Consider the following 16,620-nt stretch of genomic DNA (forward strand, 5'->3'; position numbering starts at 1 on the left):
TAAAAAAAATACTTACACTTACTTTATAAGTAAATAAAAGGGGGTCACAACATCCCTTGATACCACTCCCGAAACTCCCTATTCTTGGCTTTGCTAACAATAATCGCCTCGGGCGTGGGTACTGAAAGCGACACCGTGAGCTTTCCTCCAAACCATACCGACATACTCACAATAGCACTATGGGCTACGATATACTGTCGATTGGCTCTAAAGAAAAGCTTAGGATTGAGCTCCTCGCCCATCTTCTCCAGTGAAAGGTCCATGGCATACTCCTTTTTATCGGTTGTCACCACCACACACGCCTTATTCTCAGAGCGTATGTAGGCGATTTTATCCACCGATATGGGCAAGAGCTTATCCCTAAAAGGGGCAAGGAAATGACTCTTGTAGCTCATCGGCGAGCTACCAAGTGCCGCCATCAATTGGCTCACCACTGCCTGATTGTCTACCTTCTCACCACCTCTACTAAAGCGCTCCACCTTTCCCAAGGCACGCTCCAAATCACTCGCCTTGATTGGCTTCAAGAGGTAGTCAATACTATTCACCTCAAAGGCCTTCAGGGCATACTCTTCATACGCCGTGGTAAATATAATAGGGCAAGTAACCTCCACCCGCTCAAAGAGCGAAAAGACCTCTCCATCTGCCAAGTGAATATCCATAAAGGCGAGGTCGGGCTCATCATTGGATTGCCACCACTCCTCACACTCCTCTACACTCTGCAGGATAGCAAGCACCTCCACCTCTCTATCCCCTTCCTTGAGTAGCGACTCAAGGCGCTTGGCGGTAAAATACTCATCCTCTACTATAATGACCTTCATAAGAGTGACTTTGCACGGGGTGCCAATTCATTCAAACTTTCTATCAATGACAGAGAGACTCTAAACGTCCCACCCCTTGAGACGATTTCAATATCCTTGCCAAATACCAATCGATATTGCTCCATAAGATTATCCAGACCCACCCCGCTACTACTAGAGGCTGCTCGCTCTCGGAGTTGCAAAGGGTTCTCCACCACTAGTCGTTCCTCCTCAGTACGGATAGAGATGGTCAGTGGTAACTTACTACTCGCGATATTGTGTTTAATTGCATTCTCCACCAAGATCTGCACTCCCGATGGGATCACGTAGTAGTCGAGATACTCCTGTTCAATACCCCACTCCACCTTTAGTCCATCATAGTAGCGAAGGCACATCAGGTAGAGGTACGACTTCACCAACTCCAGCTCTTCCGAGAGCTTCACCACCACTTTGTCGCGCATCGTGTGTCGGAATACTGCTGCCAGCTCCTCCACATACTCCGCTGCCTTTTCGTCATCTCTGCCGATGAGACCCATCAGCGTATTGAGGCTGTTGAATAAGAAGTGCGGGTCGGTTTGGTTTTTGAGTGCTGTGTATCTATTTTGCAATCGCTCCAAGTCCAGCTCCTGCATCCCCACCACTGCCACGTGGTTTTGCTTCATCAGGTAGATAATCATGGAGAAGAGAAAGGTCACCACCAAGATCACCAAGTCCTTTACATACTGTAATGTCGCATAGGTATGGTAATTGAGGTAGTCTCTAAACCACCACCTTTGCAACCTTGAAAGGTAGGGGGATAGCCACACCATACCTCCCAAAAGGCCTAATAGTATTAGCCAAAACTGATACTGGCGGATATTGTACCTATTGATCGCCCATGACTGGATCGAAAGGAGGAGGTAGAAGAAGAGCATATTCACCAGAAGCGAACCAAAGAAGTTGAGCGACAAGATCGCCCCAAAATCAATCTGCCGACTCTCATCAAGCAGACTGTAATAATAGATTGACGACGACAACATCACAAAGGCAAGCAAAAAGCTCACAATCAGCGTCGCCAGCCATACACTTCTACGCTCCGTGCTTAGAAATATAAAGCCCCGACCACGTCGTCGGCTCAATCGACCCTTCTTCCAAATACCCTTCGCCTCCATATCTTCTTCAATCGCTACCATCTGCTCCCTCCTATTTTAGCAAATATAGCATAAAGTAACGAGCCATACCACCACACTCTCCCCCTTTTACACACACTTTTCCACACACGCAGAGAGGGCATAGCGGCACGACTCGTCACACTACTTAACTTAGAGAATTGTAAAAAGATTACTTAGATTAGAAGCGGTAACCCACTCCTACAGTTAGCACACTAGCATTGGCCTTGTAGTCATCACTACTTAGGGGCATACCTAGCTTTGAAGTAGTAACGTCATTCAGAGAGCTCTTAAGATCGTCCACCTGGTTGATAAAGCCATACTTATACCCGGCATTGATCTGGATACCATTGGCAAATTCATAACCCAGTTGGCAAGCGATACCTACATCCCATCTCTGAAGCGCCGACTTTTCATTGTGCTCCTCATAAAGGTCTATCGGATCCATCTTTACTCGGTTACCGAGGAGCTCAATCTCATCAGTTTTAGCTGAGAAGCCTACGCCCACAAAAGGACCTACACCACCATAAAGTGTACCATTACCCACAGCTACCTTACCAAGGGCATATACAGGGATCTGCATACCCCACTGATTGATCTTATTCTCAAACTCCTTGCCAGCTACATTAGCCTCTAGACCACTACCACGGTAGTAAAACTCTAGCTCAGGCTGAATGGCGAAGTTCTGGTGTAGGTTAATCCTCATAAATCCACCAAAGTCTGCACCCGCCTTCATCTTGCTATCTAGCACCTTGAAGTCATCACTCAGTGCTAGGTGGCCGCAGTTTACACCTGCCTTCACACCATAGTCCAGCGACACATTGCTCTGTGCCATTGCCGAAGTTCCTAGCAGTCCCATCACCATACCGAGGGCGATTGTCATCATCTGTCGTTTCATAAGCTTTTTCTTTTCTTACTTGTTTCTAAATAATTGTTCCATTTTTTGTTTTGATTGGCCCAGCCAGCATCGCCGAACCATCTAATTACAGCACAAAGGTAGTCAGCCGAGTAGCATACCACAAGGGAAAGACTACCGAAACGACCATATTCCCTACCGAAACGACTAAATGGATAACCAATAACTTTGCCCTTACAAGAAAATAGCATCCACACCCTACCCTACAATCTCTATAGGCGATAGGTAAAGGCCACTTCCAATAGCGAGGGGAGGAGCGAGGTGGGAGCCTCTTGGTAGTGGGTGAGGGAGGCACGGAGGTAGGCATGCAGATGACCTAGGTGATAATGAGTTTGAAGGGTCGTTCGTAACCCCTTACCCCGAAGCATCGGCACATAGTATCGCCATGGGAGATAGGGCTGGTCTGCACGTATCACACCCGAGGTGGCAGAGAAGTAGTGCACCCCACCCTCTAGCGAAAACTGCGGATCGGGCTGATACCTTACCCTACCAAAGAGTGCCCAAGTAAGTGGGGTATCGGATAGATGTGTAAATTGTAGGCCACTCCTTATATATAGAGGCGAGGAGAGTTGGCAGAGATAAGTAGTCCTAAAAGCAGTACGGAGTGGCTGCTGACTTCTTTTGGTGAAGGTCAGCCGGCTTTGAAAGGCTTGGCGCCCCTCACGGTAATCAGCTCGTGCCGTTAACCGCCACTGCTCTGGCTTTAATCCACTCTTCACAGAAGCCTTCTGCGAGAGGTCAAGGTGCACCATACCGGTCCACCAGCGTGCCAGTTCCCCACTCCAAAAGAGCTGCATTCCCCGTTCGTCACGGCGAGAGGAGCTACGACTCTCTATCATTCCCAAGGGGGAATAGTGATCAGCACCTAGATAACGAGTTGAGAGAGTAATGCGACCGATATGATCATGAAAATAACTGATCGAGAGCAGAGTCGCACGCCGATTAGTTGGAGCCAATAAAGTCTCTCCAGTAAGGAGCCAGTGCCTTTGGAGATACCTAAAGTAGAGCGAAGCAGAGTGGTTCAGCTCCGGCTTAGCCTCTCGGCGATAGGCGACCATTGGCTGTCCCTCCGCCGTGCGGTATCGCCGCCCCATTAGAGTGGACCCTACCTCCAGCTTTCCTTTCTGGTAGCTCACAATGGCTCCACCACTAGAGCGGAGAGCAGTGTGTCGGTAGCGTTGTTCCTTGGAAGTACGATGCATACCACCGGGGTAGAGGGTAAGGAGTCGCCGCCCCTCAATCCGTGCATCTAGTCGCTCAAATCCATAGAAGAGGGCTACTTGCACAGGACCACCCTGCCACCTAGTTGCCACCCCTCTGAGATAACCCTCCTCACGAAAACTGGTGTGAGGGCGAATTAATTGACCGCTGAGGGAAGGAGGTTGCCCCGTCATTTCGCTTCGGGAGAAAAATGAATTGGCCTGACCCATTTGCACACCCAGCCCAGCTTGTAACCGATAATCACCCAGCAACACCTGCCAGTGCGGTTGCCGATACTGGGAACTAAAAGAGAGATGGTCAGCAACCCCCTTACGAAGCGGGAGCCACGACTCGCCACGATCCTGTCCGAGGACTAGCGACCACGAGTGCCGCTCTTGTCGACTTCCCACATACCTCAGCCCCACCCCAATCCCTTGGTAGCGGTCACGACGATGGGGAAGCGTTAGCTCACTACCCAAGTAAAAGTCCTGCCGCAGTGGTGCCACCGTACGTGGTCGATCGCTCCCCACCCTGAGAAAGGGGGCTAGGAGGGGTAAGTGACTTATCGGAGCACCTGGAACCGCCTTCAGATCATAGATAGATCGGAAACGTCCGCCCCCCTTGGATCGGGCAAGCAGTAAATTCCGCACAAAGAAGGCATCGAAGTAAGGCAACTGAAGCAACTGCTCTTCCGTCGCATGATTGAGGTCAAGGGGCTCCGCCAATAGTTGCCGAAGGGTCTCCTCTAGCTGGAGTGCCTCTTCCCCCTCAGGCAGCTCCTCCAATAGTAATTGAATCGCCTGCCCCGTCGCCACCTCTTGTGCCTCTGCAGTGATGATTCGTCCCCACCACAAAAAAGATATTACAAGTAGGAAACGAACCAGAGAAAGACTATGATTCGGGCTGATCATCAGAATAGTTCTCTGATCCTTGAAGCAATTGTAATTGTCGGTCAAAGTCAAAAGTCAGAGATTATTTTTGAGTTGATTGGACTTGTCACTGAACTTTTAACTACCGAGGAATCCTCGGCAGTTGGGATTGTGTTAATGGGCCTCCAGCCAATTATCACCAATGCCGACATCCACTTTCAGAGGGACGCGAAGCTCAGGGCAGACTCCCTCCATCTCCTCACGTACCATAGCTACCAGCCGTTCTTGCTCCTCCACAGGGCAAGAGAAGTTGAGTTCGTCATGCACTTGTAGGATCATCTTAGCTTGGAACTGCTCCTCCTGAAGTCGCTTTTGAATCCGTATCATCGCTACCTTGATGATATCGGCAGCCGAACCTTGGAGCGGTGCATTAATGGCATTGCGTTCAGCAAAACCTCGCACCACCCTATTGCCAGAGTGGATATCCTTAAGGAAGCGCCGTCGCCCCATAATCGTCTCCACATAGCCCTGCTCCTTCGCCTTCTCCACGATCTCCTCCATATACTTCTGTACCCCAGGAAAAGTACGGAAGTAGCCATCAATCAACTCCTTTGCTTCGCCAAAGGGAATACCCAGCCGACTGCTTAGCCCATAATTAGAGATCCCATAGATAATCCCGAAGTTGGCCGTCTTGGCGCGTCTCCTGAGGTCGGGCGTAATCTGCTCTGTTGGTAGGTGATAGATCTTGGCAGCGGTAATGGCATGGATATCTTGCTCCTCACGGAAGGCCTCGATCATCGCCTCATCGCCCGAGAAGTGCGCCATCAGTCGGAGCTCTATCTGAGAGTAATCGGCCGAGATATAGCGGTCACCCCGCTCAGGATAGAGGGCAGTAAAGGCTTTACGTATCTGCCGACCATCTTCATCGCGAACAGGGATATTCTGCAGGTTAGGGTCGGTACTCGAGAGGCGCCCCGTTGCCGTTGCCGTCTGATTGTAAGTGGTATGGATACGCCCAGTCTGCCTATTAATCAGCTGTGGCAGTGGTTCAATATAGGTACTCACCAGTTTACGGAGCCCTCGGTAGCGAAGAATGAGCCCAATGATCGGGTGGAGGTGTGCCAACTTCTGTAGCTCCTCCTCACGGGTCACATATTGCCCCGTCTTTGTCTTCTTCGGCTTCTCCACCAGTTTCAACTCATCAAAGAGCACCTCTCCCACCTCCTTAGGCGAATTGATATTAAATGGGATGCCCGCCTGTCGCTGAATCTCCCCTTCCAGTTCTCCCAACTCCTTATAGAGCTCATCCACCGTATCGGTGAGCTGCTTCACATCGAGCCGCACGCCAGTCTGCTCCATACGCAGTAGCACCTCCATCAGTGGCATCTCTACCTCATAAAAGAGCGACTCCAGCTCCTCCTTCTCCAGCTCCTCCCGCAATTTATGGTAGAGCTGCAACGTGATATCGGCATCCTCACAAGCATAGGTGTAGACCTGCTCGGGCGGTAGCTGTCGCATATTTTTCTGCTGCCTTCCTTTCGGCCCTATCAGCTCCTCAATCGGGATTGGTTGGTAGCCGAGGTAGCTCTCCGCCATCGCATCCATACCGTGCCTCAGCTCAGGCTGAATCAGGTAGTGGGCAATCATCGTGTCCCAGTAGGGACCGACAGGGTGAAGGCCGAACCGCTCTATGATCTTGAGGTCAAACTTTAGGTTTTGCCCTATCTTGAGCACCTTAGGATTGGCAAAAGCTTTTTGCAAAGGAGCCAACTGCATCTGTGCCTCCATCGGTAGCTCCGAAAGCGGAATATACCACGCCTCATGAGGTGCTATCGCAAAGGAGATGCCTACGATGCCACAACTCATGCCGTCCAAGCCATCCGTCTCCGTATCAAAAGCAAAGGCGGGTGCGGCTGCTAGTCGCTCTGCTAGGGCAGTAATCTGCTCCTCGCTCTCTACGAGGTGATACTGCTTTTCACTGCTATCGAAGCGCTTAAAGTTACTCACTATCACAGGCTCTTCCACTGGATCCTCATCAAAAAGCGAACGGGGCTGTGGGGTGGAGCTAGGGGTGGCATCCGCTTGCAATTTCCCGATTTTCGAACGAAACTCCAACCGCTCGTAGAGGTCGAGGAGAGCTTGTTGATCCGTCTCCTTCCGCTGCATCTCCTCCAGACTATACTCCATCGGCACATTAGTGCGGATCGTCACGAGGTCGCGTGAGAGTTTAAGTTGCTCACGTCCCTCCAGTAGATTTTCTTTTCTCTTCCCTTTGATCTCATCGATATGGGCATAGATCCCCTCGATATCATGGTACTGTGTGAGGAGCGTTGCCGCTGTCTTCTCGCCGATGCCCTTCACCCCAGGCACATTGTCCGAAGTATCGCCCCAGAGGGCCAGGAGGTCAATCACCTGCCGACTCTCCTGCAGCCCATGCTTTTTTGTCACCTCCTCAGGTCCCAACTCTTCAAAGCCACCGCCCGAGCGGTTGGGCTTCAGGATCCGGATATTCTTTTGCACCAACTGCCCATAATCCTTATCCGGGGTAATCATATAGACCTTACGGTCAGGCTCCCGGCTTCCCACCTGCGTAGCAATCGTACCTATCACATCATCCGCCTCATACCCTGGCACCGTGTAGTGCTGTACACCAAAGGCATTGACCAACTCCTTGATATAAGGTAGGGCGAAACTAATCCCCTCGGGTGTCTTTTCGCGCTGAGCCTTGTACTCTGGATAAAGCTCGCTTCGGAAGCTACCTCCCTTTGGGTCAAAAACCACAGCTATGGGGGCCCCATCGGCACGGTTCAGGATCTCCTCAAAGGTATTGAGAAAACCAAAGATCGCTGTGGTGTCCTCCCCTTTAGAGTTGATTCGGGGGCTCCTAATCATCGCATAATAGGCACGATAGATCAAGGCATAAGCATCGAGTAGATATAGTTTCTTTTCCATAAGTAATATAGCTTTATTCAGTGAAGTACTGCCGAGCAATTCGTGAGGAGAGACGTGAAAGGATCTCGTAAGGAATCGTGTCGCAGGCATCTGAAAGGCGGGTAATTGGTAGTCCCTCGCCAAAGATGGTTACCTCGCTTCCCACCTCGGCACTCTCGGCATCGGTAACATCAATCATCAATGTATCCATGCAAATATTACCGATCGTTGGGGCAAGGGTACCGTCGGGAAGGCGGAAGGAGATCCGCCCATTGCCGAGGCGACGTGGCAATCCATCGGCATACCCAATCGGAATAATCGCAATACGACTGGGACGAGTCACCTTTCCGCGACGACCGTAGCCAATCGTCTCCCCAGGTTGCACCTCCTGCACTTGTAGAATCTGCGTGGTGAGCGTGGCAATCGGTTCGAGCACACAGGGCGTATGCTCAAGCGGAGAAATACCATACAGCCCGATCCCCAGTCGCACAAAGTCGGAGGGGTAATTCGGGAAACGTATCGCCCCCGCAGTATTGAGGGCGTGCTTTTTAATGGAATAGCCTAGTCGTTCCTCCAGGATATGGTGGGCGGTATCTAGTCGCTCCAATTGCTGAAGGGTAAAGGCATCTTCCGTAGGATCGTCCGCCACGGCAAGGTGGGTGAAGATAGAGGCGACCCGCACTGCACTAGAGCGTCGGAGTACCGCCACCACTTCATCAATTTCGGGAAGAGTGATACCAAGTCGGTTCATCCCTGTATTCCATTTCAGGTGGATCGGCAGGGTACCATCGCCATACCTTTCTGCCGCCTCCTCAAAGGCACGCAACATCTCCAGACTAAATATCTCTGGCTCTAGTTGGTGCCAAATCAATTGCCGGAAAGCGGATAGCTCAGGATTCATCACCAAGATGGGGAGTTGAATGCCCTGCTCTCGTAGCTCCCGTCCTTCATCCACCACCGCCACAGCGAGATACTCGGTACCCGCCCGCTCCAGTGTCCGTGCCACCTCATAGGAGCCAGCTCCATAGGCATTGGCCTTAATCATACAGATGGTCTGCATCGATTTGGGGAGTTGCTGCCGAAGAGTGTGGTAGTTTTCCGTGAGTCGATTGAGGTTGATGCTAAGAATGGTCTGGTGCGATAGTGCTTTCCAATCCTCAATCACCCGCTCAAATTGCGAGGTATGACTTCCCTTTAAGAGGATAATATGCCCTGCCAATTGTGCTAGTGACAGCTCCTTATCGAGCGAACTCCAATCGGGATACCACTGCGTTAATTCTGGGAAAAGTTCACGATACTGCCCCAAAGCAGGCCCAACTAAGTAGAGGCGGTCTAGTTGATAACGACTGATCAGCTCTGCCACCCGCTCATAGAGTTCGCGAGGGTCATGCGTGCTATCCTGCATATCGGAAAGGATGAGGGCAGTAGGCCAGTGGTCGCTATTCCGACGGTTGAGGAAGTCAAGGGCAATTGCCAGCGAGTCGTAATCCGAATTGTAACTATCATTAATGAGCAGCGTTCGGTGCTTCCCTTGGACTACCTCTAGTCGCATTGAGATCGGTTGAAGCGTCGCAAAAGGGGTCAAGTCCTCAAGAAGCGAAGGTGCCGTGTACTTCAGTAGCAACAGTGCCGCCACCGCGTCGGCAATACTGCCTTGGTCGAGGAAGGGAAGATGCAACTCCCGCTCTACCCCATCCATGCTTAGGGAAATGGTCACTCCCGAAGCATGGTACTCAATTTTCCGTACCCAGAGCTCTGCCTGCTCATCGGAGAAACTCCAGAAGTGGCTCTTGGCGGTCAGTCCCATTTGTTCTAACCCCTCTACAATCAAAGGTTGATCCAGTGGGGCAATGATCGTCTCACAGTCGGTAAAGAGCGATAGTTTCTCCCGCACCTTCTGCTCTTTACTCTCAAAGTGCTCCTGATGGGCCTCTCCGATATTGGTGATCAGCCCAATCGTCGGCTCGATTATCGCCTTCAGACGTGCCATCTCACCCGGTTTGGAAATCCCCGCCTCAATCAACGCCAACTGCTCGCCCTCTTCTAGTCCCCAAAGGGAGAGGGGCACCCCGATCTGCGAATTGTAGCTACGAGGTGAGCGACCCACGGAAAGGTGCGGTGAGAGGAGCTGGTAGAGGAGCTCTTTTGTCGTTGTTTTGCCATTACTTCCTGTGATCGCCACAATGGGCATCTGTAGTGCTTCCCGTCGCCACTTTGCCAAGGTTTGGAGTGCCTGTAACGTATCTGGGACCTCAATCATCGTCGCCTCGGGATAGGCTCCCTCCACCTTTTTGGAAACCACAAAGGCACGCACTCCCCGCTCATAAAGTTCTCCAATATAGCGATGCCCATCGCCCCGCTCCGTCACCAGTGCCACGAAGAGGGTTCGTTGCGGAAAAGTGAGCGACCGACTATCGGTCAGCAAAACCTCTATCTCCTGCTCCTTACGAGGCTTTGGAGCCTTAAGCAGTGCAGTGATCTCTGAAAGTAAATAGCGTCTCATACCTCTAATTTTTCTATCAATGACGTAAGAAATGGGTGCGAATGTTGTTGGGAAAAGTGGCGAAGCTTCCTCAGCACCCCCTCCTGATGTGCTGCCACACGCTCAGGATTGCTGGATAGGGGACGGTGCTCTGCTAGCTTCAAAAGGGCGTGCCACTCTTGATTAAAATCCAAGTCCTCCTCTAGGGCAAACTCCTCAAAGCGACTTAAGATATACCGCACCGCTGTCTCCGATGGATGCGCCATATCCTCCGCAAAAAAGCGGTAATCACGGAGCTCATCTAGCTGTATCTCGTAGCTCGGAAAGTAATGCACCTGCGGAAACTGCTCCACCATCTGCTCCACCGCCAGGAGCAATACCGCCTTCGAGAGTCGACTCTCGTGGGCTCCATCACGGTAATGCGGGATAGGACTTACACTCAGCACCACCTCCGCTCCCCCTTTAGTGAGCTCTTCAAGTAACGGCAACCAGCGACGCACGATCTCCCCCACCTCGGCACGACGACGCTGAAAGCACTTTGCTGGAAGACGGTGACAATTACTCACCACTGCATACGGTGCCTCGGCCCACTCATAGAGATAAGAGGTGCCAAAGGTAAAGACCCATAGCTTGGTGGTCGCCAGCCGCTCCCTAGCCACTTGCCACGCCCCCTCTATCCGTGCCAGGGTTTCTTCGGGAGTAGGTGCAGAAAAGGTGCCGTGATGCATCGGGCTATGCCAAAGCCCCTCATGCTCGATCAGCTCCTCAAGAGCCACAGGCCGATCCGCCAGCAATCGCTCCACCCCTTCCGCCATGGAGAGGGGATTATAGAGGATGCCATAGGGCGAAGGGCTACAGTCGTAGAGCTCCCTAAAGAGATGCCGCTGTAGCTCATCGGCAAAGCACGAGCCCCAAAGCGTGATCGCATCTCTACGACTCCATCGTCGGCTCAGCGGGGGCACCTCGACCCGTTTCTGCCACTCCATCACCTTTTACTTCTCTTCTTCAGCCGAAAGGATTGCCATAGCAAGGCGGTCGGCCAATTTTAGATTGCCACGAGGAGGTAGCTTCTTCTCCACTTGGGCATAGGCTGGGTGCGATGCGAGCTCCTCTACCCAAGTCACCACCCCCTGCTTCCCATGCGAGGTGTAAGCGTGCTGTAGATAATAGGTCGTTCCACTCCTCAAGAGCCACTCCAGATCATCCAGTAGATCGGGAGCAAACGAACGAGTGCCACTGATTAACAACCAAACAAATCCCACCGCCTCCTCATTATGATCCGAAAAGCGGGTGAAGAGGTCCACCTGAAGTTTATTGTGCCCCGTCAGCGTCTGCGTCCTGTTCACCTCCGCCATCAATCGGTCATTCAGCACCTCCGCATCCTCATGCATATATAGGAGGTAAGGGTAGGCACCCGAATACCCCTTATTATTGAAATAACTGGTCCAATCAGCCTTCTCTAGCAGAAAGGGGATAGGGATATCAATCGCCGTCAGCTCATCATCACCCCACTGCTCATTCATCTCTATCTCACTCATCTCTTCTCCTATTTAATAGCGAAGGCCACGCTCTTCGTGGCCTTCGCATAGCACATTACTTTATCAATACTCATACTTCGCACGCAAATCTCCACTGCGGCCTCTATTGCGGCGTCCGACTCGTCCGACTTGTCCGACTCGTCCGACCTGTCCGATTAGGCACCTCCGCACCCCCGCACCCCCGCCACAGGCACCTCCCCCCCGCGAAGTCTTGCTATTTTTCAATTGCGGCAATACCCGGCAACACCTTCCCCTCAATCGCCTCCAGCAACGCACCGCCACCAGTAGAGACATAGCTCATACGGTCGGCCAATCCAAACTTATTGACTGCGGCAACAGAGTCACCACCGCCCACAAGTGAATAAGCACCTTTAGCAGTGGTCTCAGCGATCACCTCTGCCATTGCCTGAGTACCCTTGGCAAAAGTATCCATCTCAAAGACACCGAAAGGACCATTCCAAAGGATCGTCTTCGAATCACGGATCGCCTCAGCAAAGAGCTCCTGAGTCTTAGGACCAATATCCAGGCCCTCCCAACCAGCAGGGATCTGATCACTAGGCACCACCTTCGTATTCGCATCATTGCTAAAAGCATCAGCCACCACAGAGTCACTACCGATCAGTAGCTTTACCCCATTAGCCTTCGCCTTCTCCTGAATCTGTAGGGCAAGATCCAGCTTATCCTCCTCACAGATTGAATTACCGATTTCGCCACCATTCGCCTTCATAAAGGTGTAGGTCATACCACCCGTTAGGATCAAGGTATCTACCTTCGTTAGGAGGTTCTCGATAATCTCAATCTTTGTAGAGACCTTGCTACCACCCATAATTGCGGTAAACGGACGCTCTACCTCCTTCATCACACGGTCCACAGCAGCCACCTCACGTGCCATCAGGTAGCCAAACATCTTGTGGTCCTTATCAAAATAGTCGGCAATCAATGCGGTAGAGGCGTGAGCACGGTGTGCTGTACCAAAGGCATCATTCACATAAACCTCAGCCAACGCTGCCAACTGCTTTACAAACTCAGGCTGACCAGCTTTGCCATCACCCTTACCCTCCTCTTCGGGGTGGAAACGAAGGTTCTCAAGGAGCAATACCTCACCATCCTTCAGTTGCTGAGCCTGCTTCAAAACAGCATCGCCCACACAATCCTCAGCCATCTCCACCTTCCTGCCAAGGAGCTCTTCAAGGTGTCCACGGAGCTGAGAGAGGCTCAGCTTCTTATCCACTCCCTTCGGACGACCCATATGGCTACCGATAATGAGGCGACCACCCCCTTCTACAATCTTACGAAGCGTAGGCAAAGCCCCACGCATACGCGTATCATCAGTGATCTGTCCCGCCTCATCTAGTGGCACATTAAAGTCCACACGTACAAAGACCCTCTTCCCCTTAAAGTCAAAATTGTCAATATTAGCCATCCTGATAAATCTTTCTATATATTTAATGGTTACCTATCCAAAACACCCCCCGCCCCTCACTGCCCCTCCCCGCAAAGATAACCTTTTTTCCCCAACCCACGAAACCCAAATCCACACGGCAGTACCTAATCGGACAAGTCGGACAGGTCAGACAAGTCGGACGAGTCGGACGCCCAGCCAGCCACCACAGCTAGCACCCATCCATCGCGGCGTCCGACCTGTCCGAATTGTCCGACCCGTCCGACTCGTCCGAGATAGGTACCCCCGCCACCGACTTGTCCGAGAAAGGCTACCCCCACCCCCGCCACAGGCAGCTCCGATCAATAGCCGGTATCGCCTTCAGTCTGAGGGGTACCAGTAGAGCCCTCATTAGGGTCCTTAGGGGTATCCTCCGTAGCACCTGGCTTAGGAGCAGGGGCCACCACCTTGCCATTAGAAAGGTTAGAACCTCTCACAAAGCCAGTCTCCTTAATGCGTGCAAGGATATCACGGCTAGGGGTATAGCGCACCTTAGCCCCCTTGATCAGGTCAGGGGTAAACTCCTCCATAGTAGGGGCAGACTTACAGTTGATCCTCATAGAGAAAGAGCCCAGCTCCCCCAGCTTCACACCAAACCCATTGAGCAGATAGCTCGTAGCAGAGATAGAGAGGGCATCCAACACCGCCTGCACATCGGCACGGTGCACCGTACACCTGTCCGCAATATCCTCGGCCAGCTCCTTAGTGGAGATCTGACGGATCTGACGGTTAGTCGCTACTGCCACACGTGGGCTCTTAGCGTTAGGAATCTTGTTGTCACGCTCATACACATTGTAGATAAATGCCATAGTCTTAAATCTTTAAGTTGTTAATATAATAGTTGTTTCTTAATTCTCCTACCTATTATAACTAGGAGTAGAGAGATGGTTAGTCCAAGGGCAAGCCCCAGGTAGATTCTTCGTGTCGACTTCCCCTTTTGGAGAAGGTAGTTTTCGGCAGACTCCTGCCTTGTCAGCGTCTCCTTAGCTTGAGACCCCTCCCGATGCTCCGAGAGCGATTCATCGAGATAGGTGATCCGATAGCCACCCGATACGGTAGTGGGTGTCCCCTCAGGCCCCTTCGGCAGCGGAAGCGTATCGCCCCACCATTGCAGCTCCACCACCCTACGCTGTTGTCGCTCCAAGAGCCCCACACTATCCCGAGTGGCGACCACCTGCTGCTCCGCCTGCTGTTGTGTCGCCACCACCTGCTTAGTCGGGCGACACCCCACCATCATCAGAGCCAAAAGCAATAGGCACCCCCACTGCCCTCCCTCAATATCAGCCATCCGACTCGTCCGATCTGTCCGACTCGTCCGACTCGTCCGACTCGTCCGAGAAGGTACCCCTGTCCGAGATGCGCTCCCTCGCCGCATAATCAATCCCAATCAAAGCACCCACAAAGGTCATCACCTCACCATACGCCACCAGCACACTTGAGTGGATCTCACCTCTAGGGGTGACCCAAAAACCCATATAGAGGAGCGCCATACCGCAGGTCACCAAGAGGATCGCCAGCCAGAGGCGGAGCGTTTGAGGGTCCCTAGGTCGTAGATCTATCGTCATCATCCTACAAACTGCTAGAGAGGTTATAGACCATCGCCTCAAAACAGGGGCACACCTTGATCCACTCCTCAGAAGTCACCTGACCGTCCCCATTCCGATCTGGACTCAGGTCCCGATGCCCCACCACCATCGCATTCGGGTAAAGACGCTTCAGCTCATAGATCAATTGCGTGAGCATCTGACGCTGTTCCGCGGTTCGCGTATCACACGGACGCATCTCTTCATCCAGCCCACCTTCATAGCAGATACCGATCGAATAACGGTTATACCCCTTGGCATGAGCCCCCACCATTGAGACTGGTCGCATAGCAAAGAGGTCCCCCTCACGCGTAATATAATAGTGGTACCCCGACGTGCTAAATCCCCGGCGCTGATGGTCTTTGATCAACTGAGGGGGAAAATATCGCCTCCCCCGAGGCGTGGCACTACAGTGGATCACCAGCAGGTCAATCCGCCGCTTCGCCCGTTCCAGCTGATCCGCCCTCGTCAGCTGCTCCCACTCTCGTGGCCTTGTATAAAGTGTTTTCATAGTATATATATTATTGAGTGAACTACTATTTCCTTTCGACAGCACAAAGGTACCACACCCCCCACCCGTGCTCGCTCCCTCCTGAGCCGTAGCGTACCCCCCTCCGCCCTACCGCTCACTCCAGTGCCCTCCCGGTAGGGAGGCGGTACCTTATCGGACAAGTCGGACAGGTCGGACGAGTCGGACGGCCCCAGCTAGCTAACACACCAGCTACCACATCTAGCCACCACAGCTAGCACCCACACTAGCACCCACACTAGCTACCACACCAGCTACCACAGCTAGCTACCACAGCCAGCTACCGCAGCCAGCTACCACACCAGCCACCACAGCCAGCCACCACACTAGCTACCACAGCCAGCTACTACAGCTAGCTACCACATCAGCGAGCGCCCATCGAGCGCGGCGTCCGACTCGTCCGACCTGTCCGACTCGTCCGACTTGTCCGATAAAGGTACCCCCGCCCCCCCGCCACAGGTACCTCCGACACCCCCGCACCCCCGCAATAGGTACCCCCACCCTCACTCTATCTCCTATAATATTGGTACTTTTGTCCTATACACCATCTATACTATATTATATATGAGTCACACATTTTTATCACCTAAGGGAGGGTATCGCTCACTGAAGGCGTATCAGGTGGCGGTACTGATCTATGATATCACCTATTATTTTGTGACTCATTATCTAAATAGCAGCGACCGCACAGTCGACCAAATGATACAAGCAGCTCGGTCAGGCAAACAAAATATTGCAGAAGGGAGCAAAGCTTCCACCACCTCTACGGAGACAGAAATCAAACTGACCAATGTGGCGAAGGCAAGTCTTGAAGAACTATTAATCGATTACGAGGATTACCTTAGAGTCCATAGACTACCATTATGGGACGAAACTCATGAACGGTACCAAATGGTTCGTGAATATGCAAGAAGCGAACGCATCAAGGTAGATTATTTAGATCAACTCCCAAAACTGAATAATGAGGAGATCGCCAACCTCTGTATCACGCTCATCCACCAAGCTACATTCTTGCTCAGAAAGCTAATCAATCGACAACAAGAACAATTCCTAACCCAAGGCGGAATTAGAGAGCAGATGTCGCGTGCACGCCGACAATATCGGGAAGAGCAGCGGAGATAGGAGGGGGTGCCTTATCGGTGGGGGTACCTAATCGGACAAGGGCGGTACCTAATCGGACAAGTCG

The 16,620-nt window shown here is 52.1% G+C and carries 14 protein-coding genes; 1 reads left to right on the plus strand and 13 read right to left on the minus strand.

The window, feature by feature from the left end:
- Positions 1 to 44: 44 nt before the first annotated feature.
- From HMPREF3027_RS03525 to HMPREF3027_RS03590, 13 genes are all read right to left on the minus strand, one after another.
- Complete coding sequence (locus HMPREF3027_RS03525; protein ID WP_070707109.1) at positions 45 to 818, minus strand: LytR/AlgR family response regulator transcription factor; 774 nt, start codon at positions 816 to 818, stop codon at positions 45 to 47.
- Positions 815 to 1,969: a sensor histidine kinase gene (locus tag HMPREF3027_RS03530; protein WP_210400673.1), complete on the minus strand. Its 1,155-nt coding sequence runs from the start codon at positions 1,967 to 1,969 to the stop codon at positions 815 to 817. Before HMPREF3027_RS03530 ends, HMPREF3027_RS03525 begins: the two co-directional genes overlap by 4 nt.
- Positions 1,970 to 2,126: 157 nt before the next feature.
- The gene (locus HMPREF3027_RS03535) at positions 2,127 to 2,843 is read right to left on the minus strand and encodes a porin family protein (RefSeq protein WP_070707111.1); all 717 of its coding nucleotides are present in this window, start codon (positions 2,841 to 2,843) and stop codon (positions 2,127 to 2,129) included.
- 230 nt (positions 2,844 to 3,073) lie between these two features.
- Positions 3,074 to 4,972 carry a ComEA family DNA-binding protein gene (locus tag HMPREF3027_RS03545; protein ID WP_070707115.1) on the minus strand — a complete coding sequence of 633 codons (1,899 nt, stop codon included), beginning with the start codon at positions 4,970 to 4,972 and terminating at the stop codon, positions 3,074 to 3,076.
- A 132-nt stretch (positions 4,973 to 5,104) separates the two neighbouring features.
- Positions 5,105 to 7,882, minus strand: coding sequence for a DNA polymerase I (gene polA, locus HMPREF3027_RS03550; protein WP_070707116.1), 2,778 nt, complete (start codon positions 7,880 to 7,882; stop codon positions 5,105 to 5,107).
- A 13-nt stretch (positions 7,883 to 7,895) separates the two neighbouring features.
- Positions 7,896 to 10,364: a bifunctional UDP-N-acetylmuramoyl-tripeptide:D-alanyl-D-alanine ligase/alanine racemase gene (locus HMPREF3027_RS03555; protein WP_070707117.1), complete on the minus strand. Its 2,469-nt coding sequence runs from the start codon at positions 10,362 to 10,364 to the stop codon at positions 7,896 to 7,898.
- Positions 10,361 to 11,329, minus strand: coding sequence for a GSCFA domain-containing protein (locus HMPREF3027_RS03560; RefSeq protein ID WP_070707118.1), 969 nt, complete (start codon positions 11,327 to 11,329; stop codon positions 10,361 to 10,363). Before HMPREF3027_RS03560 ends, HMPREF3027_RS03555 begins: the two co-directional genes overlap by 4 nt.
- 6 nt (positions 11,330 to 11,335) lie before the next feature.
- Positions 11,336 to 11,881 (minus strand): hypothetical protein, encoded by a 546-nt coding sequence (locus HMPREF3027_RS03565; protein ID WP_070707120.1) that lies wholly within the window; start codon positions 11,879 to 11,881, stop codon positions 11,336 to 11,338.
- A 214-nt stretch (positions 11,882 to 12,095) separates the two neighbouring features.
- A complete protein-coding gene (gene pgk / locus HMPREF3027_RS03570; protein WP_070707122.1) occupies positions 12,096 to 13,304 on the minus strand; it encodes a phosphoglycerate kinase in 1,209 nt (402 codons plus the stop codon).
- A gap of 320 nt (positions 13,305 to 13,624) precedes the next feature.
- Complete coding sequence (locus HMPREF3027_RS03575) at positions 13,625 to 14,131, minus strand: HU family DNA-binding protein (protein ID WP_070707125.1); 507 nt, start codon at positions 14,129 to 14,131, stop codon at positions 13,625 to 13,627.
- Between the two features lie 20 nt (positions 14,132 to 14,151).
- Positions 14,152 to 14,610 carry a hypothetical protein gene (locus tag HMPREF3027_RS03580; RefSeq protein ID WP_070707127.1) on the minus strand — a complete coding sequence of 153 codons (459 nt, stop codon included), beginning with the start codon at positions 14,608 to 14,610 and terminating at the stop codon, positions 14,152 to 14,154.
- Positions 14,603 to 14,890, minus strand: coding sequence for a hypothetical protein (locus HMPREF3027_RS03585; RefSeq protein WP_371440874.1), 288 nt, complete (start codon positions 14,888 to 14,890; stop codon positions 14,603 to 14,605). The genes HMPREF3027_RS03580 and HMPREF3027_RS03585 overlap by 8 nt, the downstream gene beginning before the upstream one ends.
- 1 nt (position 14,891) lies before the next feature.
- Positions 14,892 to 15,416 (minus strand): N-acetylmuramoyl-L-alanine amidase, encoded by a 525-nt coding sequence (locus HMPREF3027_RS03590; RefSeq protein ID WP_083317489.1) that lies wholly within the window; start codon positions 15,414 to 15,416, stop codon positions 14,892 to 14,894.
- 582 nt (positions 15,417 to 15,998) lie between these two features.
- On the opposite strand from HMPREF3027_RS03590, the gene HMPREF3027_RS03595 reads away from it, so the two are divergent.
- Complete coding sequence (locus HMPREF3027_RS03595; protein WP_070707128.1) at positions 15,999 to 16,556, plus strand: four helix bundle suffix domain-containing protein; 558 nt, start codon at positions 15,999 to 16,001, stop codon at positions 16,554 to 16,556.
- Positions 16,557 to 16,620: the final 64 nt, after the last annotated feature.

The sequence above is a fragment of the Porphyromonas sp. HMSC077F02 genome, from assembly GCF_001815465.1.
Taxonomy (GTDB): Bacteria; Bacteroidota; Bacteroidia; order Bacteroidales; family Porphyromonadaceae; genus Porphyromonas_A; species Porphyromonas_A somerae.

Coding starts and splice junctions, on each gene's coding strand:
- HMPREF3027_RS03595 (WP_070707128.1), top strand. CDS start 15,999: ATGAGTCACACATTTTTATCACCTAAGGGAGGGTATCGCTCACTGAAG.
- HMPREF3027_RS03535 (WP_070707111.1), bottom strand. CDS start 2,843: ATGAAACGACAGATGATGACAATCGCCCTCGGTATGGTGATGGGACTG.
- HMPREF3027_RS03530 (WP_210400673.1), bottom strand. CDS start 1,969: ATGGTAGCGATTGAAGAAGATATGGAGGCGAAGGGTATTTGGAAGAAG.
- HMPREF3027_RS03575 (WP_070707125.1), bottom strand. CDS start 14,131: ATGGCATTTATCTACAATGTGTATGAGCGTGACAACAAGATTCCTAAC.
- HMPREF3027_RS03590 (WP_083317489.1), bottom strand. CDS start 15,416: ATGAAAACACTTTATACAAGGCCACGAGAGTGGGAGCAGCTGACGAGG.
- pgk (WP_070707122.1), bottom strand. CDS start 13,304: ATGGCTAATATTGACAATTTTGACTTTAAGGGGAAGAGGGTCTTTGTA.
- HMPREF3027_RS03580 (WP_070707127.1), bottom strand. CDS start 14,610: ATGGCTGATATTGAGGGAGGGCAGTGGGGGTGCCTATTGCTTTTGGCT.
- HMPREF3027_RS03560 (WP_070707118.1), bottom strand. CDS start 11,329: ATGGAGTGGCAGAAACGGGTCGAGGTGCCCCCGCTGAGCCGACGATGG.
- HMPREF3027_RS03545 (WP_070707115.1), bottom strand. CDS start 4,972: ATGATCAGCCCGAATCATAGTCTTTCTCTGGTTCGTTTCCTACTTGTA.
- HMPREF3027_RS03565 (WP_070707120.1), bottom strand. CDS start 11,881: ATGAGTGAGATAGAGATGAATGAGCAGTGGGGTGATGATGAGCTGACG.
- HMPREF3027_RS03585 (WP_371440874.1), bottom strand. CDS start 14,890: ATGATGACGATAGATCTACGACCTAGGGACCCTCAAACGCTCCGCCTC.
- HMPREF3027_RS03555 (WP_070707117.1), bottom strand. CDS start 10,364: ATGAGACGCTATTTACTTTCAGAGATCACTGCACTGCTTAAGGCTCCA.
- HMPREF3027_RS03525 (WP_070707109.1), bottom strand. CDS start 818: ATGAAGGTCATTATAGTAGAGGATGAGTATTTTACCGCCAAGCGCCTT.
- polA (WP_070707116.1), bottom strand. CDS start 7,882: ATGGAAAAGAAACTATATCTACTCGATGCTTATGCCTTGATCTATCGT.